The 19096-nt window shown below is 67.9% G+C and carries 12 protein-coding genes; 6 read left to right on the forward strand and 6 right to left on the reverse strand.

Translation table 11 applies throughout. The features are described 5' to 3' along the window. The first annotated feature begins 9 nt into the window (after window positions 1–9). Window positions 10–1134 (forward strand): serine hydrolase domain-containing protein, encoded by a 1125-nt coding sequence (locus OG474_RS31505; RefSeq protein WP_405057236.1) that lies wholly within the window; start codon window positions 10–12, stop codon window positions 1132–1134. A gap of 4 nt (window positions 1135–1138) precedes the next feature. Here the strand turns inward: OG474_RS31505 and OG474_RS31510 are convergent, their stop codons facing one another. Beyond that, window positions 1139–2098 carry a hypothetical protein gene (locus tag OG474_RS31510; protein ID WP_405057237.1) on the reverse strand — a complete coding sequence of 320 codons (960 nt, stop codon included), beginning with the start codon at window positions 2096–2098 and terminating at the stop codon, window positions 1139–1141. Window positions 2099–2399: 301 nt separating this feature from the next. Between OG474_RS31510 and OG474_RS31515 the strand changes: the two genes are divergently transcribed. The 4 genes from OG474_RS31515 to OG474_RS31530 all read left to right on the forward strand — a co-directional run bounded on the left by OG474_RS31515 (window position 2400) and on the right by OG474_RS31530 (window position 6544). Continuing rightward, a complete protein-coding gene (locus OG474_RS31515) occupies window positions 2400–3197 on the forward strand; it encodes a CPBP family intramembrane glutamic endopeptidase (RefSeq protein ID WP_405057238.1) in 798 nt (265 codons plus the stop codon). A 110-nt stretch (window positions 3198–3307) separates the two neighbouring features. Beyond that, entirely contained in the window at window positions 3308–4771 is a 1464-nt protein-coding gene (locus OG474_RS31520) for an FAD-dependent oxidoreductase (RefSeq protein ID WP_405057239.1), read from the forward strand. 94 nt (window positions 4772–4865) lie between these two features. Next, entirely contained in the window at window positions 4866–5804 is a 939-nt protein-coding gene (locus OG474_RS31525) for an ATP-binding cassette domain-containing protein (RefSeq protein ID WP_405057240.1), read from the forward strand. Continuing rightward, window positions 5801–6544: an ABC transporter permease gene (locus tag OG474_RS31530; protein ID WP_405057241.1), complete on the forward strand. Its 744-nt coding sequence runs from the start codon at window positions 5801–5803 to the stop codon at window positions 6542–6544. The genes OG474_RS31525 and OG474_RS31530 overlap by 4 nt, the downstream gene beginning before the upstream one ends. Here the strand turns inward: OG474_RS31530 and OG474_RS31535 are convergent. The 3 genes from OG474_RS31535 to OG474_RS31545 form a co-directional block, all read right to left on the reverse strand. Then, a complete protein-coding gene (locus OG474_RS31535; RefSeq protein ID WP_405057242.1) occupies window positions 6528–9611 on the reverse strand; it encodes a BTAD domain-containing putative transcriptional regulator in 3084 nt (1027 codons plus the stop codon). The two genes, OG474_RS31530 and OG474_RS31535, sit on opposite strands and share 17 nt — an antisense overlap. A 77-nt stretch (window positions 9612–9688) precedes the next feature. Then, window positions 9689–10393: a DUF998 domain-containing protein gene (locus OG474_RS31540; RefSeq protein WP_405057243.1), complete on the reverse strand. Its 705-nt coding sequence runs from the start codon at window positions 10391–10393 to the stop codon at window positions 9689–9691. Between the two features lie 80 nt (window positions 10394–10473). After that, on the reverse strand, window positions 10474–11052 hold the full coding sequence (locus OG474_RS31545; RefSeq protein ID WP_405057244.1) for a TetR/AcrR family transcriptional regulator: 579 nt from the start codon (window positions 11050–11052) through the stop codon (window positions 10474–10476). A gap of 80 nt (window positions 11053–11132) precedes the next feature. Here OG474_RS31545 and OG474_RS31550 point away from each other — a divergent pair, with 80 nt between their 5' ends. After that, window positions 11133–11798 (forward strand): SDR family NAD(P)-dependent oxidoreductase, encoded by a 666-nt coding sequence (locus OG474_RS31550; protein ID WP_405057245.1) that lies wholly within the window; start codon window positions 11133–11135, stop codon window positions 11796–11798. A 1656-nt stretch (window positions 11799–13454) separates the two neighbouring features. Here OG474_RS31550 and OG474_RS31555 read toward each other — a convergent pair. Together OG474_RS31555 and OG474_RS31560 are read right to left on the reverse strand one after the other, a co-directional pair. Then, window positions 13455–17966, reverse strand: a complete 4512-nt coding sequence (locus OG474_RS31555; RefSeq protein ID WP_405057246.1) for a glycoside hydrolase family 2 TIM barrel-domain containing protein — start codon at window positions 17964–17966, stop codon at window positions 13455–13457. Between the two features lie 122 nt (window positions 17967–18088). Further along, window positions 18089–19072 carry an acyltransferase domain-containing protein gene (locus tag OG474_RS31560; RefSeq protein ID WP_405057247.1) on the reverse strand — a complete coding sequence of 328 codons (984 nt, stop codon included), beginning with the start codon at window positions 19070–19072 and terminating at the stop codon, window positions 18089–18091. Window positions 19073–19096 lie beyond the last annotated feature (24 nt).

Consider the following 19096-nt stretch of genomic DNA (forward strand, 5'->3'; position numbering starts at 1 on the left):
CTTGGCTGCATGAAGATTCGAGCGGCAGTAATCGCCGGAATTGTTCTTACCGGATTGGTGGTTCCGGCCGATGCGGCGGAGCCTTCGCGGCTGCGGCAGGATGCAGCGGCGCTCAGCGCGGCAGGGGTTACCGGCGTACAGGCTCGGGCTGACGGCGGGCGGACCGAGGTCGCGACCGCGGGCGTGGCCGATCGCCGGACCGGACGACCGGTGCCGGCGAACGGCTACTTCCGGATCGCCAGTACCGGCAAGACGTTCAAGGCGGTCGTCGTGCTCCAACTGGTCGGCGAGGGCCGGCTGTCGCTGGAGGACCCGGTCGAGCGATGGTTGCCCGGGGCAATCAGAGGCAACGGGAACGACGGCCGCCGGATCACCGTCCGGCAGTTGCTGCAGCACACGCACGGGCTGACCGACGACTTCCCCGACTTCGCGACCGAGGCCGACTTCTACCGGCATCGGTTCGATCGGTACTCGTCGGAGGATCTGCTGAAGCGCACGCTGCGCCACCCACCGGCGTTCGAGCCCGGCCAGCAGTGGAGCTACTCCAACATCGGCTACGTCCTGCTCGGCATGATCGTCGAGCGAGTCACCGGACACAGCTGGTACGACGAACTCCAGGCGCGCGTGATCCGGCCGCTCGGTCTCAAGCACACGCGGCCTGACCGCAGCCCGGTGTTGCCGGCTCCGCACGCCCGCTCGTACCAGCCGTTCGAGCAGGGCAGGCTGATCGACGTGACCGACCAGATCCTGAACGACCTGGACGGTTCGCTGGTCTCGACGACCGAGGATCTCAACGAGTTCTTCCAAGCGGTGTTCGACGGCCGGCTGCTCAAGCCGGCGCAGCTGACCGAGATGACCACCAACCTCCGCGACCTGGACCCCGAGATCGCCCAACTCATGCCCAACAGCCAGTACGGCCTGGGCATCTTCAAACGGCCCCTGCCGTGCGGTGGCGAGTACTGGGGCCACGGCGGCGGCGACGGCGGTTTCATCACCGAGACCGGCGTCACCACGGACGGACGCCGGAGCGCGGCCGTCTCGATGTCGAGCGTCCTCGGCCGCGAGTGGTCCGACGCCCTCCGCCAGCAACACCTCGCCGATCAGCTCATCGGCGACGCCCTCTGCAATCGCTGAAGCCTCAGCTGACGACCCAGCTCAGGCCCTCGCCGCGCTCGAGTCCGTGCAGGGCGTAGTCGTGACCGCCGCTGAGGTCGAGGCTGAGGCCGATGTCGTCGTCGATCGTCACCTCGGCGGACAGGTTCGCCCCGACGCCGAAGACCTCGGCGCCGAACTCCAGCCTGCGCTGTGAGCTGGACTTGTACGTCGTCCCGTACGTCGCGGGCGCGCCGCTCGTGTCCCCGGCGATCGGGAAGCTGTCGAGCAGCGCACCGGGGCGGCTGGGCGGATCCGGGGGCAGCAGGACGAGGCCGGGTTGGGTGGCGGGCGTCGCCTCCGAGGCGAGCACCTGCCGGCTTCTCGAGACGACACGGTCGCCGGACATCACGGTGATCCGGCCGACCGTGACCGTCACGGGCAGGAACACCTGCTTGCGCTGCCCGGCCGACGCCTGGAACGTCCAGACCGACGAGACCCGGATCGAGGATGAGCCGCCGAGGCCACCACCGAACAACGAGACGCCCCAGCCGAGCGCCAGGCCCGTCATCCGTTCCTTCGAGAACGTCACCAGGCATCCGTCCGGCTCCGGCGCCGCCAGCTCGAACAGGGGCACTCGCAACTGGTACGTCGTCTTCTCGTCAACCAGGAATCTCCGGTCCAGCACCCGATCGGCGAAGCGTGCCGCCAACGATCTCCGGGAGTCGAACCAGTCGTCGGTCTCGCTGGGACTCGCCTCCACGTCGCCGCCCGACCGGGGATCCACGGCTTCGTCCTCGCGAGCGAACGCCCGCTCGGCGGCTTCGTCCCGCGCGCGCAGCAGGTCCGCGACCTCGGCCTCGGACAGGTCCAGTGCGCCGAGATCCGCCTCGAACGCGTCTGCGTCGTGCAACGCAGTCGTCTGCCAGCTCCGCTGCCACGCCACCGAAGCGCGCCCCGCCAGCCGCTCGGCGCCGTCGTACAAGTCCATCGGCTTGTCCGTCACCACATATCCCCCCTCGACCGTCCCAGCCACCATTGTGCCGGTCGTTGGTCGGTGAATCTCCCGCTTCCGGTGCTCAACCACTGCGGCCGGCCGCGTACGCGGTGGCTGGTCGCCACAGCGGCGATCAGCCACCGACTGCGTCACCGGCCGCATCCGGGCGGTGCTGCGCCTGCGCTCCACCGATACCGCATCCGAGCGACGCCGCACTCCGCCGCCGCGAAACCACCGTTCCCAATCCACACTGCGGGGGTGTCAGCGCGGTGTCAGCGGCGTGTCTGCCGGGACCGGGAGTCTCGGTGGCATGGAGACTACGGAGAAGGTCGGCACGAGGAACCCGTTCGCCCAGCGGTTGCTGGCCGAGCGCCACTCGTGGCCGTTGACGATCGCGTTGCATCTGGTGCCCGGGGCGCTGGTCGTCGCGGCGTACTTCCTGATTGCGCATCCGCTGACACAGGCGATCCACTACCCGGCGTTCCTGGCCTGGGCGATCGCGTTGCTGGTGGTACTCGTGCCGGGAGAGCTGGGGCTGCTGTTGTGGTTGGGGCGGCAACGTAACGGCCGGTGGTCCCTGCGCGGGGTCGTGCACTACCTCGACAAACCGCTGTCGCGGCGGCAGTTGGTGCCGATCGTCGTGGTGCTGTTCCTGCAGTTCTTGGTGCTGAGTCTGGCGCTGACGCCGTTCGACAACCTCATCTACAACACGTTCTTCACCTGGCTGCCCTTCGAGGGCGCCGGCGGCAGCGTGACGGCGTACCTGGACGGCTACCCGCACTCGGTGATGGTGATCGCACTGGCAGTGTGCATCCCGTTCACCGGTCTGTCGTTGCCGATCATCGAGGAGCTGTACTTCCGCGGGTTCCTGATGCCACGGCTGCCCCACCAGGGCCGCCTGACCCCGCTGCTCAGCAGCGCGCTGTTCTCGCTCTACCACCTGTGGGCGCCCTGGCCGCTCATCTCGCGCGTGATCTTCATGCTCCCCGGAGCCTGGATGGTCTACAAGAAGAAGGACCTCCGGCTGTCGATCGGCATGCACCCCGGCAATACGTTCTTCCTTCAGGTCGTCGGCACCCTCGCCCTGCTCTTCAACGTCATGCCGTGAGTCGTACCAGCGCCTGACATCGCGTGCCAGCGGTGGGGCAGTGCAGTGCGTGTGCAGTGCCAGCGCTTCTTGTCATGGTCTCGGGGTAGGCCAAGGACAGGGAGAATCTCATGTACGACGTTGCGATAGTCGGTGCCGGCCCGGTCGGTTTGTTCCTGGCGTGTGAGCTGGGACTGCAGGGTGTTTCGGTGGTGGTGATCGAGCGCGAGGCCGAGCCGGGCTCGGTCTGGCGGACGGCTCCGCTGGGGATGCGGGGTCTGACGGCGTCGTCGCTGGCGGGGTTCTACCGGCGTGGGCTGCTGGCAGATCTGCTGGAGGTCGACGACGGCTCGCTGGTCGACGACCAGCCCGGCGAGGTCAGGGGGTTCGGCCATTTCGCCGGCATCATGATCGATCCCGACGCGGTCGACGGGGCGACGCTGCCGTACCGGTTGCCGACGCCCGCGCCGGAGGTCTTGATGACGGGCCTGGCACATGTCGAGGAGGTCCTCACCGAGCGCGCCGTGAAGTACGGCGTCGAGATCCGGCGGGGCGCGGCCGTGACGGACCTGACCCAGTACGACGAGCACGTGGTCGTCCGGGCCGGTGACGACGAGTACGCCGCGCGCTGGGTCGTGGGCACGGACGGCGGCCGGAGCGCGGTACGGCGGTTGGCCGGGTTCGAGTTCGTCGGGACCGATCCGCTGTTCACCGGGTACACGATGCAGATCGAGGTCGACGACGAGGCCAAGCTGCAGCCTGGTTTCACCGTGACCCCGCGAGGCATGTACGTGTCGCTGCGGATGGCCGGTCACATCGGCGTCCTGGATTTCGACGGCGGTGCTTTCGACCGCACCCAGGAGCCGACGGTGGAGCATCTGCAGGAGGTACTGCGCAGGGTGTCGGGCACCGACGTGACAATCACCGAGTTCGGCCGGGCGTCGACGTACACCGATCGCGCGATGCAGGTGACGAACTACCGCAACGGCCGGGTGCTGTTGGCGGGCGACGCCGCACACATCCACTCGCCGTTGGGCGGTCAGGGGCTCAATACCGGGCTCGGTGACGCGATGAACCTGGGCTGGAAGCTCGCCGCGACCATCCAGGGCAACGCGCCGGACGGCCTGCTCGACACCTACCAGAGCGAGCGCCATCCGATCGGCGAATGGGTTCTCGATTGGACCCGTGCCCAGGTGACGGTGCTCAAGCCGGGTCCGCACGGCCGCGCCCTGCAGGGTGTGATGCGCGATCTTCTCGGCACTCCCGACGGCGCGGCGTACGTCTACGGCAAGATCTCCGGGATGCAGAACCGCTACGACCTCGGTAGTGAGCACCCGCTGGTCGGCCGGGTCGCCCCGGAGTTCCGGCTCGAGGACGGCACGCGCCTCGCCGACCTGATGGCGGACGGACGCGGCGTCCTGCTCGACTTCACCGGAGAACTCGAGGGATTCACAGGCGCCCCGTACGCCGCCGGCCGGGCTCGCGACGATCTCGGATTGGCCGCCGTACTGGTCCGGCCGGATGGTGTCGTCGCGTGGGCCGGGGACGCCGACCGGAATGCCTTCGAGCAGGCCGCGAACCGGTGGTTCGCATGACAATCACCTGAGCCACGAACCGTCCTGACACCCGCTGATCGTGGTGTCAGGACGGTGTCAGGGGAGCGTCAGGGCGGGCCGCGATCTTGGAGGCATGACAGGTTCAGCGATCACGGCTTCTGGTCTCCGGAAGGCCTACCAAGACAAGGTCGTCCTCGACGGCATCGATCTGGACGTCCCCGCCGGGACGATCTTCGCCCTGCTCGGCCCGAACGGCGCCGGCAAGACCACCACGGTGAACGTCCTCACGACACTGACCAAGGCGGACGGCGGTTCGGTCCGGGTCGCCGGGTACGACGTCGCCTCCGACGCCAAGGCGGTTCGCAAGGCGATCGGCGTGACCGGTCAGTTCGCGGCCGTCGACGAGCTGCTCAGCGGCCGGGAGAACCTCCAGCTGATGGTCGATCTGAGCCCGATCACGCCCAACGAGGGCGAGCGGATCATCACCGAGCTGCTGGAGCGGTTCGAGCTCGTCGAGTCCGCCGACAAGCAGGCCTCGACGTACTCGGGCGGGATGCGCCGCAAGCTCGACCTGGCGATGACGCTGGTCGGCAGCCCGCGGATCATCTTCCTCGACGAGCCGACCACCGGTCTCGACCCGCGCAGCCGGCGGACGATGTGGACGATCATCCGGGACCTGGTCGCGGACGGCGTCACGATCCTCCTCACCACGCAGTACCTGGAAGAGGCCGACCACCTGGCACACCGCGTCGCGGTCCTGGACGGCGGAAGGATCGTTGCCGAAGGCACCCCTGACGAGCTGAAGCGCCGGATCCCCGGCACCCACGTTCGGTTCCGCTTCGGTACGGCGGCCGACCTCGACACCGCCGCCCGGGTCCTCGAGGGATCCACCGCGGACGTGAACGAGCTGGTACTGCGGGTGCCCAGCGACGGCCGGACCAAGTCGGTCCGCGGTCTGCTCGACCGGCTCGACGAGTACGCGATCGACGCCGAGGAATTCTCGGTCCACACCCCTGATCTCGATGACGTTTTCCTCGCCCTGACGGGCCACACCACGGAGGTAGTCGCATGAAGAACCACTCGATCGTGATGCTGCGACGCAACCTCAAGCACATCGCCCGCAACCCGATGTCGGTCTTCAACGCGGTCCTGATGCCGATCGTGGTGATGCTGATGTTCGTCTACATGCTCGGCGACGCCTTCAGCGTGGGGGTCAACTACGTCGACTACGCCACCCCGGGCCTGCTCCTGCTGGCGGTCTGCTACGGGCTCGGGTCCGTGGCGCTCGCGGTGAACGCGGACAAGACCAAGGGCATCATCAACCGGTTCAAGGTGATGGACGTGCCGCCGAACGCGGTGCTCACCGGCCACGTGATCGCCGCCGTACTGACCAACCTGATCGCGGTCGGCGCGATCATCGGAGTCGCGTTCCTGCTCGGCTTCAACCCGGCGGCGAGCTTCATGCAGTGGCTCGCGGTGATCGGCATCGTGCTGCTTCTCAGCCTCGCGACCAGCTGGATCACGGTCGCGCTCGGGCTGGTGGCGAAGACCCCGGAGACGGCCGGGCTGGTGACCGTTCCGCTGATCATGCTGCCGTTCTTCAGCAGCGCGATCGTGCCGGCGGACAAGATGGGTCCGGGCGTCAAGCAGTTCGCCGAGTACCAGCCTTTCACCTCGATCATCGAGGCGCTGCGCGGCCTGCTGAACGGCGTACCGGCGGCCGGTGACGTGATCCCCGCGCTCGCGTGGCTGGTCGGGATCCTGGTGGTCGGCTACTTCTGGGCGTCGTCGACGTTCACGAAGCAAGCGTGACGGCGGCCAGCTCCCGCCAGTCGGCCGCTGCCCCCTCCTGCGTCGCCTCGGTGAACAGCGTGTCGCCGAGGCGACGCCGTACTTCCTGCTCGATCCGGTCGATGTCGGGCTGCGAGCGGTCGCGCAGCCCACGGATCTGCTGGCTGGCAGCGAGCAGCCGGGCCGCCTGCGCCGCCTCGCCCTGACGCAGCGCGAGATCCGCGATCCCGACGAGGGTCTGCGCGGCCATCAACGGGGACCTGTCCGCCACGAGCTCGAAGACCGACGCGAGATAGCGGCGGGCTTCGTCGAGGTCGTCGGTGAGATAGCCGAGCATGCCGTCGATCACTCCGCGCATGCCCGCCTGCCCGGCCTTCGCCGGCAGCCCGGACGCGGCGAGGTCGAGCTGATGCCGGGCCTCCGCGGCATCGCCGTTCCACCGGGCGAGCTCGGCTTTCGCGAGCGACAGCTCGGCCCGAGCCTCCGGCCACGCGACCACACGGGCCACTCGCTCGGCCTCCGCCATCGCGACCGCGCTCGCGCGCTCGTCACCGGCCAGCCAGTAGAGCTGCGACTGTCGCGCCCGCATCCGCAGCAGGTCCTCGATGGCGCCGACCTCGGCAACCACCTGAGCAGCTTGATCGTAGGACTCGGCCGCATTCGCGAACTCGCCGCGGACGGTGATCCGGTCGGCCAGCTCGGTCAGCGCGAACGCGAGACCCCAGCGTTCGCCGGTCGCGCGGAACTCCGCGACCGCCTCCTCCAGGTACGCGTCCGCCGTCCGGCTGCCGTCCCCGAACTGCACCCGCTGCTTGCCCAGCTGCAGCCTGGCCAAGGCGCGAACCCACGGGTCCTCATCGGTCAGCAGCCGCTCGAACGCGGGCATGACCGCGTCTGCGTCATGCAGCAGACTCTCCAGCGCACCGGCGAACCGGACCGCGGGATGGGCGACCTGCACGTCATGGCTGAGCTGGAACAGCCGCTGGATCCACTCCATCGCGTCGAACTGGTCGCTCCGCCCGGAAGACATGAACCCGACCACGAACGACAGCACGACCGCCTGGATCTCGTCGGCCACCTCACCCGGTACGGCGGTCGCCGCCATCAGCAGCTCACTGCCCTCGGCCCGGTGCCCGCCGAGCCACCAGTACCAGCACGCGGCTGCGGCGAGCTGCATCGCAGGTTCCGCCGTACCGGCTGCTAGGGCGCCTCGCATCGCGGCGGTGATGTTGTCGTGCTCGGCCTCGACGATGGCGAGCCACTCCAGCTGCTCGCCGCGGCGCAGGTGCGGATCCGCGGTCTCGGCGAGCTGGGTGAAGTACGCCAGATGGGCCTTCCGCGCGAGCTCCGCCTCGTCCGCCTCGGCGAGCCGCTGATCGGCGTACTCCTTGACCATGCCGAGCATCCGGTACCGCGGCGCATCATTGCCCTCAGCAACGACCAGCGACTTCTCGGTGAGTGCGGTGAGCAGTTCGAGGACGTCGATCGGGTCGTCCGCGCAGACCTGTTCGGCGGCCTCGAGGCTCGCGCCACCGGCGAAGACGGACAGGCGGCGCAGGACCGTTCGCTCGGGTTCGCTGAGCAGCTCCCAGCTCCAGTCGATCACCGCGCGCAACGTGCGGTGCCGGGGGAGCGCCGTACGGCTGCCGCCAGTCAGGAGGCGGAACAGATCGTCGAGGCGGTGCGCGAGCTGGTCGAGCGTCATCGTCCGCAACCGCGCGGCGGCGAGCTCGATCGCTAGCGGCATCCCGTCCAATGCTCGGCAGACGCGGGCCATGGTGGCAAGGGTTGCCGGATCGGTCCCAAGATCCTTCCGTACGGCGCTCGCCCGGTCCCGCAGGAGCTGCACAGCAGGCGAGGACTCGATCTCCGCGGGATCATCGCCCTCGGTCGGCAGGGTCAGCGGCGCGACCGCCCAGAGCGCTTCGCCGGTGATGCCAAGGGGTTCGCGGCTCGTGGCGAGGATCCGTAGCTGCCTGCACTCGCCGAGCACGCGATGCGCGAAGGCCGCTGCCGACTCGATCACGTGCTCGCAGTTGTCCAGGATCAGCAGCAGCTCCCGGTCGCGGATCGCGCTGATGACGCGATCGACCGAGTCGGCATCCGGTGCGCCGCCGAGCAGCGCGTCCCGGTGACCGAGGGCTGCGAGGGTTGCCGCGGCGACGTCGTCGGCGGGGCCGATCGCTGCGAGCTCGACGACCCGGGCGCCGTCCGGCAGCTCTTTGAGCAGGGTCCGCGCGGTCTCCATGGCCAGCCGGGTCTTGCCTGTACCGCCGGGGCCGATCAGAGTCGTCAGTCGGTGGCTGGTGACGAGTGACCTGACGGCGGTGACGTCCTCGTTCTTGCCGACGTAGGTGGTCAGCTCGGCGCGCAGGTTGGACTTCGGGGTCTCCTCGCGGCGACCGAGCTCGCCCCGCAAGAGGGCGACGTGCAGCGCGGCGAGCTCGGGGGAGGGGTCTACACCGAGCTCGTCGGCGAGCATCTCGCGCGTTCGTTCGTAGACGAGGAGCGCTTCGGCATCCCGGCCGCTAGCTGCCAGGGCGCGCAGCAGGGCCGCGACGAGGCGCTCGCGGACCGGGTTGGCGGCCACCAGGTCGGTCAGGTCGGTGACCAGTTGGGCACCTCGACCGCGGCTGATCTCGGAATCGAACCAGTCCTCGGCAGCGGTCAGCCGCATGCCCTCCAACCGCGTGACGGCCGCGTCGAACGCCGTACTGTCTTGTAGACCGACGTCCTGAAGCGCAGCACCACGCCACAGGTCGAGCGCCGCCCGCAACTGCCCTTGCCCGACCAAGTGCTCGAACCGCACCGCGTCTACCGCATCCGGCGCGACCACGAGCCGATACCCGTCCGGCGTACCGTCGATCACTCCACTGGGCAAGACCTTCCGCAACCGGGAAACCAAACGCTGCAACGCGTTCGCAGCCTCGGCAGGCGGCTGCTCACCCCAAACCCAGTCCACCAACCGCGCCTTCGGAACAACCTGCCCCGGCTCAAGCGCAAGCGCCACCAACAACCCCCGCAACCGAGCCCCCGGCACGTCAACAACCGCGCTGTCGTCCCCCCGAACCTCAAACGCCCCAAGCATCCCGATCTGCACACCCAGATCTTGCCACCCCACCGTCCCAACAACGCCGCAGGTGCTGAGGGGAGGCGTGCGGTCGGTCAGACCGTGTGCTGCTCCGAATCGGTTGGTACGGCGAGCGGGGGTGCGACCGCGTTGACCGGTCGTTGCAGCGCGAGCAACGCGACGCCGGCGATGAGTTCGGCGGCGATGAAGGGGTAGACGGAGCCGCGCTCGAATGCCGACGAGATGTTGCTGCTGCCGGTCGCGCCCATCACGATCAGCGAGAGCAGACCGAGGACGCCGAGTGCGATGCCGGTGATTCCCCAGCGTCGGTGGGTGGGGCGGAGCCGGAGCCCGACCACGATCGACGCGGCGTTGGCGGAGAGGATCAGCAGCGCGGCCCCGAAGATGTGGATCGCCATCCCGTGGTCGAGACCGGCTTCGGGGGAGCCGTGGAACAGGCCGACCAGGGTGAAGCCGATGGCGTGGATGACGCCGAGGACCGCGTAGATCCAGGGGCGCCGGCCCGGCAGGAGGCGAAACAGCAGCACCGCGGCCACGCCGTACAGGACGCCCTGGGTGATGAAGCTGATGTTCATCAGGGTGTGGAGCGGTGAGCAGATCACCCGGCCGCCGACCTCACCACCGCAGGACGGCACCCCGAGATCGCTGATGTTGTTGTGCGCGTAGCTGTACGACGGGCTCTTCCACGCCGCCGCCGTCACCGCCTCCAGTACGACGTACTGCACTCCCGCAACCACCAGCGCCGCCGCGGCGACCGCCGTACGGACCGATCTGACCATCTTCCGACCTCCGAATGTGTGCACCAGAGACCCTGGAGGCGGCGGATCGTAGTCAACTGCCTACAAAGCGTAGCGCCCTGTCAGGCGTTGAGGAGAGTTTCGGTGAGGGTGTCGACGAGGGCGCGGGGGATGGGGGCGCCGGTGAGGGCGCAGTAGACGATCGGCCCGATGAGCGCGTCCAGGGTGGCGTCGGCGCTGAGTTTGAGGGTGACCTCGCCGGCATCCACGGCGCGGGTGAGCAACTCGCGCTCCAGGGCGCGCCGGGGGCCGAGATAGCGCTGCTGGAGATTGGCGGCCGTCGCGGGGTCGTGCTGCGCCTGGGCGAGCAGCGCGAGCAGGACCTTCCCGGCGTCCTCGCGGGTGAGGAAGCGGCCGAACGCGCGCAGGTACGCACGGATGCTGTCGGCCGTTGCCTTGTCCGGCACGGGGAGCTGTTTGACGCTGTCGGCGATCAGGGTGTCGAGCAGGACCTCGACCTTCGACGGCCACCAGCGGTAGATCGTCTGCTTCGAGACCCCGGCACGACGGGCGATGGCCTCGATGGTCAAGGCGCTGAAGCCATGCTCGACGAGTAGGTCGTCGGCGGCCCGCAGCACCGCCAGCCGGGCCGCGTCGTCGCGGCGGCTGCCGGAGTGCACCCGGCGTGGTGGGGAATCCATGCCGGCACGATATCAGGCACGTGTTATTGTCTAGACGCAACGTCGCGTCCAGACAATTCGTCGCCTCTCAAGGAGTTCTGATGTCCGACCGCCACGCTCTTGTCATCGGAGCCTCCCGGGGCCTCGGGCTCGTCCTCGCGGGCGAGCTCGTTCGCCGCGGTTGGCAAGTGACCGCCACCACTCGCACCGCCGGTGCTGAACTGCCGCCTGAAATCACTGTCGAGACACTGGAGATGAACGATCCCGGCCAGCTGGCTGCCCTGCGCGAGCGGCTGTCCGGTCAGCGGCTGGACCTGCTGTTCGTCAACGCGGCGATCGACCGCGGCAATCTGCCGATCAGTGAGGTCCCGACCGAGATGTTCACCGAGGTGATGATCACCAACGCGCTGAGCCCGTTACGGGTGCTCGAAACCCTGCGCGACCTCGTCGTACCGGGTGGGACCGTCGCCGTGATGTCGTCGGAGCAGGGGAGCATCTCGCAGAACACCGAAGCCGGCTACGAGCTCTACAAAGCCAGCAAGGCCGCCCTCAACCAGCTGATGCGCAGTTACTCCACCCGGTACGCCGACGACGGTCACACCAAACTCCTCATCGACCCCGGCCACAACCAGACCCGGCTCGGTGGACCCCACGCGCCCCTCGACCCGCGCGACACCATCCCCGCAGTAGTCGACGTACTGGAGAAGCACGCCGGAACCCCCGCCCTCCAGTTCCTGGACCGCCACGGAAACGTCGTCCCTTGGTGAATACAGTTCGTCCACTGGGCGCCGCGGTCGCCGCCAGCTCTCGGGGGTGAGCAGATCGCGTGGGGGCCTTGAACAAGAAATGACCTGTGGCAGCCCACCACTACCTGTTCAAACCCCCGGGTGCTGGCTCGGCCCGGGCGTCGGTCGAGCGGGCGCGTCAGCAGGTCCACGGAGTTCTGCCGGTGTTCGCGACGGTTTCGCCGGTTCTGCGGGGATCTGCTGCCTTTCAGCGGCAGTAGATCCCCGCAAAGGTGCGATGAGTCGGCGCGATCGCAGGTTCACGGATGTCTACTGTCACGGAGCGGCAGTAGATCACCGCAAAGGTGCGATGAGTCGGGGCGATCGCAGGTTCACGGGGATGTGCTGCCTCTGAGCGGCAGGAGGTCCCCGCAGAGGTGTGATGAGTGGGCGCGATCGCAGGTTCATGGGGATCTGCTGCCTCTGAGTGGCAGTAGGTCCCCGCAGAGGTGTGATGAGTGGGCGCGATCGCAGGTTCACGGGGATCTGCTGCCTCTGAGCGGCAGTAGGTCCCCGCAGAGGTGTGATGAGTGGGCGCGATCGCAGGTTCACGGGGATCTGCTGCCTCTGAGCGGCAGTAGGTCCCCGCAGAGGCGTGATGAGTGCGCGTGCCTGCAGGTTTACGGAGTTCTACTGTCACGGAGCGGCGGTAGGTATCCGTGGATCTCGCAACGCGCACCTCTCAGGCGACCGAACTTGCCGGCGGCAACCGAAGCCCGGAAGCTCGGGCGGCGGGCACGCGGTCGCCGACTTCGCCATCCCCCTCAGCTGTAGGCGAGGCCCGCCTAGCGCTTCAGTAGATCGGCCGCCGCGGCGGCCAGCCACCGTGTTCGTGTCCGGCCTGTCCGGTGCGGCGGGGATCGGGGCACATTCACCCGGGGATCTACCGCTACATGGTGCCTGTTGCGGTTGGGGGAGCGAGATCGCGGTGGCTGATCCGCTGTGTAACCCAGTAGCCCCTCCGTCCCGAAGGTGCTCGTCGCTTCCGGCCGCTGGGAGTCGGCCGGCGGTGTGCGCGGTGGTTGCTCGCCGCTGCGGCCGGTTTTATTGAAGCGGTGTGGCGGGCGTCGCCTACGGCTGAGGGGGATGGCGAGGCTGGTGACCGACGTTCCCCGGTCGTCTGTGGTTGACGGGTTGTGGTTGCTCTCGGCGATGAGGAGGTCGGGTGGGTGATCCGTCGCGGTGGTCGAGCACTGGGTTCGGGTTGGGTGCCTAGCGAGCTGGAAGAGGCGATCCGCGATCATCCGGGGGCCTGCGGAATTTCGGGGGATGTCCGTTGAGATTGACCGTTCTCTGCTCAATTTTTGAGGGGAGAAGGGGCAACTTGCGGGGAGGTCCCCTCGTTTGCCGCACCGCACCGCACCGCACCGCACCGCACCGCACCGCACCGCACCGCACCGCACCGCACCGCACCGCACCGCACCGCAACCGAAGCCCGGAAGCTCGGGCGACGGGCACCTGGGGCGCTGACCTCGCCATCCACGTCAGCCACGGGATCGGCCAGCCACCTGCTCGTTGGCGCCGGCCGCGGTGGCGGGCGACCACCGCGGGTGTCGCCGGCCGCATCTCAGCGTGCGGAAACGTGGGTTTGCGGGGATCTACTGCCGCTCAGAGGCAGCAGATCCCCGCAGAGTCGGCTTATGGGGTGCAGTGGAGGGTGGGGGTGGCCCAGTCGGCGTGGTCGTGGGCGTTGCCGTCGGTGGCGGTGGTGACTTTTAGGCGGAGGGTGGTGGCGCCGGTGGTGTCTACGGTGATGGGGGTGGGTGGATCGTTGCCGGTGCGGGTGGGGCTGGTGTAGCGGCGGGTGTTGTCGGTGTAGACCTCGAACTCGACACTGCCCGCATCGCCGACCTCGTCGTCGACGCCGATGTCGGCGGTGAAGGACGTGCAGTGGCCGCCCAGGTAGAGGTCGACGACGGATTCCGCGTGGACGCCGAGGCCGGTCGGGTACGTCGTTCCGCCGAGGGTGATCGGTAGTCCGTCGGAATCGCCTTGCTCGCCGTTGCTGCGGTTGCGTTCGACCGGGCCCCAGCCGTTCTGCTCGGACAGGAAGTCCAGCGTGCTGACGGCCACGTCACCGCGGGGTGGTTCGGGTGCGCCCGAGAGTTGGGCACTCGCAACGACAGTGCGTGCTGCACGAGCTGAGACCTCAGCGGTGACTGGTCGAATACCACGCGCCGACCCAGCGCTCCGGCTGATCTTGACGATCACACTGACCGACTTCCCCGCCTGGATCGTGCCGAGGCTCGCAGTCCCCGGCGCGACTGTCCAGCCGTCCGCGGCGCGCAGTACCGCAGAGACGCCCGAAAGTTGCTCACGGCAAGGGTTGGTGACGGTGAGCGTGGCGTCGATGGTCTCGCCGGGTTCGACCGTCTGCTTGCTCGGTACCAAGGTCGCATCCGGCGCGCAGGTCACCTGGTCGTGCGGCTGCCCGTTGGCGCGAACCTCGGCACGACTCAGCGGCCGGAGCAGAACCGAGTAGGCGAATTCACGATCGCCCTCCACCTGGTACTGCGGCAACTGCTCGTGGAAGGTCTCGCTCACCCCGGTCACCGCCGTACTGACGTGCAGCGTCGTACCGTCCTTGTTGCGTTGCAAGGCGTGCGGGTAGACCGCACGATCAGCCGCGTCGTACTGATCCACGGCGACGTTCAGATCGCCGGCCACCAGCAAACCGCCTGACTTACCATCGGTCAGGGTCGCCCAGCGTACGTCGCTGTGGTTGCCCTGTTCCTGCGGCTGGGAATACGGGAAGTACTGCTCGGCCACGGTGGACGAGTAGACCCCGACCGGCGTCGCGTCCTTGCGGTCGCTGTAGTTCTCGACCGGTCCGCGTCCGTAGTACGTGAACCGCTCGAACGCATCCGGGACCTTCAACGCGAACCCGATCCGCGGCAGGTACGGAACCGATCGCGCCTTCCCTTGTGGGTCGGCGCGATGCGACACCCGGACCTCGCCGTTGCCCGACACGGTGTAGACCATCGTCTGTTTGAACGACGCGTCGGTCACCCCGGGCGCAGCCGCCATACTGCGGGCTGTCACAGTCACCGCGTCTGTCGTCTGGTCAACGCTGAAGTCGGCAACGGTCGTGACCAACCGGTCCAGTCCCGCGTTGCGCCACGAGGTCGCCTCGCCGCCCATCTCGTTGACCAGCGGAGCTCGCCAAGCGTCGAGCTTCGGCCCACCCGCCAGCAACTCCTGGCCACGGACCTTCATCGAGGTGAGCGTCCCAGCGGTCTTGCTGAAGGTGTAGCTGAACTCGCGACCCGACACGATCGTGTCCGCACCGGCCTGGCGCACCGCGAGCTTCCCGCTCGGCTCCGGCGAGGTGACGCCGCGAACCTGCTTGCCACCAACCGCGAACTGACCGAGCGAAACCACATGACCGGCCGGCGCCCACGAGGTCGCCTTCACAAGCACGGCCTGTACGTCGAGCCAGCGTTCCAGGCCGCCCGGATTGGCGGGCGGTTTCGGCAGCTGGATGGTCTGCGTCGTTCCCGCCGCGACCTTCATCGGTTGCCGCCCACTCGCCAGCACCCGCTTGCCTTCGGTCACCGTCCACCGCAACTGCACGTCCTCGGTGCCGGTGAACGAGCGCTCGTTGGTCACCGTCACGCGACCCTGCCGAGCCGAGCCGGATTGAGCCTCGGCGAAGCGAATCGGCGCGTGCACCAAAGCGAGCTCGCGAGTCTCGGGTTGCAGCGTCCGATCGGTGTTGACGAGCCCGTCCACGCCACCCGGCCCAGCGCCGTACGTCTCGTAGCGGCCCTTGTTCTCGACCTTGTCGAAATCGAGCGCCAGTACGGCGGTGGTCTTCGGATCCGCAGCGAGTTCCGCTTCGGTCAGCGCGTGGTGGTAGATCCGCACGTTGTCGAAGGTGCCATGCGAGGGTCGCGTGGAGGGGTTCTCCTGGGAGTCCGGGTTCCGGCCGATGTTGAGCGGGTCGTACGACCGGGCGATCGTGCCGGTCCAATCGGTGCGCCCGACCTCCTTGCCGTCAAGCAGCAACCGGAGCACCCCACCGTCGAAGGTGCCGGTGACGCGATGCCAGTTGCCACGCCAATCGGCGGGTACGGCGGCGCGCACGGTGTGCCAGTCGCCGTTTCCGTAGACGAAGAACTCCAAGGTGTTCTGATCCGCCATCTTCAACGCGTACTGCCGGTTGCCCTTGGCCATCATGGTGAAGTCACCCGTCCAGCTGTCGGGTTTCACCCAGAGGTCGAGCGTCAGCCCGGCCGACACCTCGTCGAACTTCGGGTCCCGGTACACCTCGACCCAGTCGTCCAGGCCGGACAGGTAGAGGCCCTTGCCCTGCTTACCCTCGACCTGCCGGGGTAGCCCGGTGAACCAGGCCATGATGTTGTTGCCAGAGGCATCCGGTGTGACACGCAGCGGCTGATGGATGTTCTGCTCGGCCCAGTCCCAGATGAATCCACCCTGGACCTGCGGATAACGCCGTACGACGTTCCAGAACTCGTTGAAGTTGCCGAAGCCGTTGCCGCTGGCATGGGCGTACTCGCCCATGATGATCGGCTTCTGAGTCGTCTTCGCCATCGCCTCCAGACTGTCGGGCGACGGATAGCGCGGTCCCCAGACATGTGCGAAGGGAGCGTCGCCATCCGGACCGTTGGACTGGTGGTACAGCGGTCGGCTCGGGTCGTTGGCGGTCGCGTACTCGGCCATCGAATAGTGCGCCTTGCCCAGCCCGGCCTCGTTGCCGGTGTCCCACATGAACACGCTCGGGTGGTTCTTGTCCCGTTCGACCATGCCGACGAAGCGGTCCAGGAACGCCTTCTGCCACTCGGGTTTCTCGGCCAGGCAGTTGTTCGGGCAGCCGTCGTGATGGTGGGTCTCGATGTCCACCTCGTCGGCGATATAGATGCCCCGGGTATCGGCGAGGTCGTAGAAATACGGGTCGCTCGGGTAGTGCGACGTACGGACGGCGTTGATGTTCAGCTGCTTCATCAACGAGACGTCCTCGAGCATCCGCCCGGTGGTAGCGTGCCGGCCGGTGTCCGGGTCGGTCTCGGCCCGGTTGGTGCCCTTGATCAGGATCCGCTTGCCGTTCACCAGCAGCTGCTTGTCCTTGATCTCGATCGTGCGGAAGCCGGTCGGCTGGCTGGTGGTGTGGGTGACCCGGCCGGATGGATCGAGGAGCTCGACCACGACGCGGTAGACGTTCGGCGTCTCGTCGCTCCACTTGGCGGGGTTGCGGACAGGTGCACTCAGCTGGAGCTTGCCGTTGACGATCGCGTTGCTGGTCGTGCTCACAACCTTCCGACCAGATGGATCGTGCAGAGTGGCCCGGACCGAGTAGCCGGCTGCTGCGCCGGCGACCTCGATCTCGGCGTTCAGCGTCGCGTCGCGGTACTGGGCGTCGAGCTTGGGCTTGAGCGTGACGTCCTGCACGTGGACGTCCGGCGTCGAGTACATCCACACCGACCGGAAGATCCCCGCGAACCGCCACTGGTCGTAGTCCTCCAGATGCGAACCGGCGGACCACCGATGCACCTGCAGCGCCACCGTGTTCCGACCGGCCTTGAGCAACGAGCTGACATCGAACTCGGCCGGCAGATACCCGCCTTGGTCATAACCGGCGTACTTCCCGTTGACCCACACGAAGTACGCACTCGTGACGCCTTCGAACCGCAGGAACGTTCGGCGATCACGCCAGTCTTTCGGTACGTCGAACTCGCGCACATACGCGGCCGTCGGATTGACATCATGCGGCACGTTCGGCGGGTCGTCCGGCCACATCTCGGTCGGAATGTTGCGGAAGATCGGGTGATCCAGACCGTCGGTCTGCCAAGTGTGCGGTACGTCGGCCTGCTGCCAATCGCTGGTGTCGTAGCCGTCCGCGTGAAAACCGGCAGGCACGTCCTCGGGCCGATCGGCCATCCGGATCCGCCACTCGCCGTCGAGAGACCGCGTCCAGGGCGACTCCTTGCCTGCTCGTACCGCCGCGGCAGCATCGCCGTACGGCCGGAGCTCGGCGTGCGGCGCCTGTTGTCCCTCGCCGACCAGTTCTGGATTCTCCAGGTACTGATAGACATCCGGCGGTGGAGCCGCGGCCGGCGCCGGCGTTGCCGGAAGCATGGCCAGCATCGGAAGGGCGGCGAGGGTCCATACAACGGCACGGCGCAGCGACATGGTCGACCTCAAGACATGGGCGGATGAATCGGGTCAGATCACTCAGAATCGAACACTATGCGACCGATTTACTCAAGACGTTGGAAACGTTTCTGCCCGATCCGACACTGCGGCTGCCCGCATCAGACCTGACGGATCCCGATGCGCAGCTGGAAGTGCCGGCCGGACCTCAGATGACTGACGAAGGCTCGTTGCAGGGTGGTGTCCTGCGGGATGCGGTCCAGATCCGCAGCCGTCAGCTCGCCGTCGGGCGGGTCGAGCTGAAGGGCCAGCCGCATCAGTTCGTGATCACCCTCGTACGGCGTACTGGGCGGGAGCAGCGGGAGAATCGTGAACCGACGTTGGAAGGTGAGGATGTTCGAATCCTCGGGAAGGTACTCGGCCAGCTGTGGATCGAGCAGCCAGGACGGACACACCAACCCGTAGAGGGGTTCCTCGGGATACCACTGCGGAAAGAACTGGACCGCCGCGGCGATCGACTGCTCGGAGACCGCTGGATCGAGCGGCCCGATGGGCGGCACATGGACCATCAGCAGATGACCCGCGACGCCATCGCCGAGACCCAGATTGGTGCGAGTGAACGAGTGCCGACCGATCTCGTAGTCCGCGCCCCGGAAGCGAAGCGGCGGCCCCCACAGCGGCATCAGCCCGACACCCGAACGGCCGTAGATCTCGCGATGACTCCCCATCACCCCACCGAGCGCCTTGACGGTCGCGATGCTGACTGCCTCGGGCACACCGCGCCGCCGATGCGCCTCGAGAAGCCGAGGCAGGCCGGCCAGCAACGCCCAGGCCCACGCCCACATCCCAACCGACGTTGACGATCTGGGCACGACCGGCCAAGCGGTGTGCCCGTTCGAGGGGAGCGGTTTCTCCAGATCCTCCTCGAGGCCAGCCGCCAGCGCCGAGGTCAGCGCCCACCAATCAGGATCCGCCTCCGGCCGAGCCGCCAGCATCTCGACCCGGTCGCGTTCCGCAACCCCGCAGTACTCGAGTAACTCACCTGCATTGTCCGGAACCTGTACGTCGCCTGTCGGCAGCTCGCGGAATCGATCACACGCCGCTGCCGGGAATCCGAGCCGTTGAGCGGCCTCGTAGTTGTCCATCTCCCGACCTCACCACGGGCCGCA

This window comes from Kribbella sp. NBC_01505 (assembly GCF_045040285.1).
In the GTDB taxonomy this organism is placed as follows: Bacteria; Actinomycetota; Actinomycetes; order Propionibacteriales; family Kribbellaceae; genus Kribbella.

What these genes read in the sequence shown, in the direction of transcription:
- OG474_RS31505 (WP_405057236.1), top strand. Translation starts at nt 10, where the DNA reads ATGAAGATTCGAGCGGCAGTAATCGCCGGAATTGTTCTTACCGGATTG.
- OG474_RS31515 (WP_405057238.1), top strand. Translation starts at nt 2,400, where the DNA reads ATGGAGACTACGGAGAAGGTCGGCACGAGGAACCCGTTCGCCCAGCGG.
- OG474_RS31520 (WP_405057239.1), top strand. Translation starts at nt 3,308, where the DNA reads ATGTACGACGTTGCGATAGTCGGTGCCGGCCCGGTCGGTTTGTTCCTG.
- OG474_RS31525 (WP_405057240.1), top strand. Translation starts at nt 4,866, where the DNA reads ATGACAGGTTCAGCGATCACGGCTTCTGGTCTCCGGAAGGCCTACCAA.
- OG474_RS31530 (WP_405057241.1), top strand. Translation starts at nt 5,801, where the DNA reads ATGAAGAACCACTCGATCGTGATGCTGCGACGCAACCTCAAGCACATC.
- OG474_RS31535 (WP_405057242.1), bottom strand. Translation starts at nt 9,611, where the DNA reads ATGCTTGGGGCGTTTGAGGTTCGGGGGGACGACAGCGCGGTTGTTGAC.
- OG474_RS31540 (WP_405057243.1), bottom strand. Translation starts at nt 10,393, where the DNA reads ATGGTCAGATCGGTCCGTACGGCGGTCGCCGCGGCGGCGCTGGTGGTT.
- OG474_RS31545 (WP_405057244.1), bottom strand. Translation starts at nt 11,052, where the DNA reads ATGGATTCCCCACCACGCCGGGTGCACTCCGGCAGCCGCCGCGACGAC.
- OG474_RS31550 (WP_405057245.1), top strand. Translation starts at nt 11,133, where the DNA reads ATGTCCGACCGCCACGCTCTTGTCATCGGAGCCTCCCGGGGCCTCGGG.
- OG474_RS31555 (WP_405057246.1), bottom strand. Translation starts at nt 17,966, where the DNA reads ATGTCGCTGCGCCGTGCCGTTGTATGGACCCTCGCCGCCCTTCCGATG.
- OG474_RS31560 (WP_405057247.1), bottom strand. Translation starts at nt 19,072, where the DNA reads ATGGACAACTACGAGGCCGCTCAACGGCTCGGATTCCCGGCAGCGGCG.